The 525-nt window shown below is 31.8% G+C and carries 1 protein-coding gene; it reads right to left on the reverse strand.

All coding sequences use genetic code 11. The features are described 5' to 3' along the window. On the reverse strand, positions 1 to 375 hold a 375-nt coding region (gene tnpA / locus AAT22_RS18485; protein ID WP_047002341.1), incomplete at its 3' end, for an IS200/IS605 family transposase. Positions 376 to 525: the final 150 nt, after the last annotated feature.

Raw genomic sequence — 525 nt, forward strand, 5'->3', positions numbered from 1 at the left:
GGAACTTTTATGCACTTTCATGTTAACATTTACATCAACATAATATCCTCTACACCAAAAGTGTCTATTTCCATACTTATATTTTAAATTAGCAAATCTATCAAAAATCATTAAACTACTTTTTCCTTTTAGTATTCCCATAAATTTTGATACACTCATTTTCGGTGGAATAGTCACTAACATATGTATATGATCCGGGCAAGCATTCGCTTCGATTATTTCTACTCCGTGTCTTATACATATAGTTCTTAATATTTTACCAATTTCAGCCTTATATTTACCATATATTATTTGCCTTCTGTATTTTGGTGCAAATACTATATGATATTGACACCTCCATTTTGTATGTGATAAGCTTTCTATGTCGTTACCCATACGACACACCTCCTATGATTAATTTGTTTTACGATTGTCAGTCGTTGAAATTATATCATAGGAGTTTTTTTCTGTGCAGAGCTTAAGCCATTTTATCCACCGGCATAGCCAGTGGTTTTCAATACAAATAAATAAGGAGCTGTCGCATTA

It is taken from the genome of Clostridium sp. C8 (assembly GCF_001010885.1).
GTDB classification, from domain to species: domain Bacteria; phylum Bacillota; class Clostridia; order Clostridiales; family Clostridiaceae; genus Clostridium; species Clostridium sartagoforme.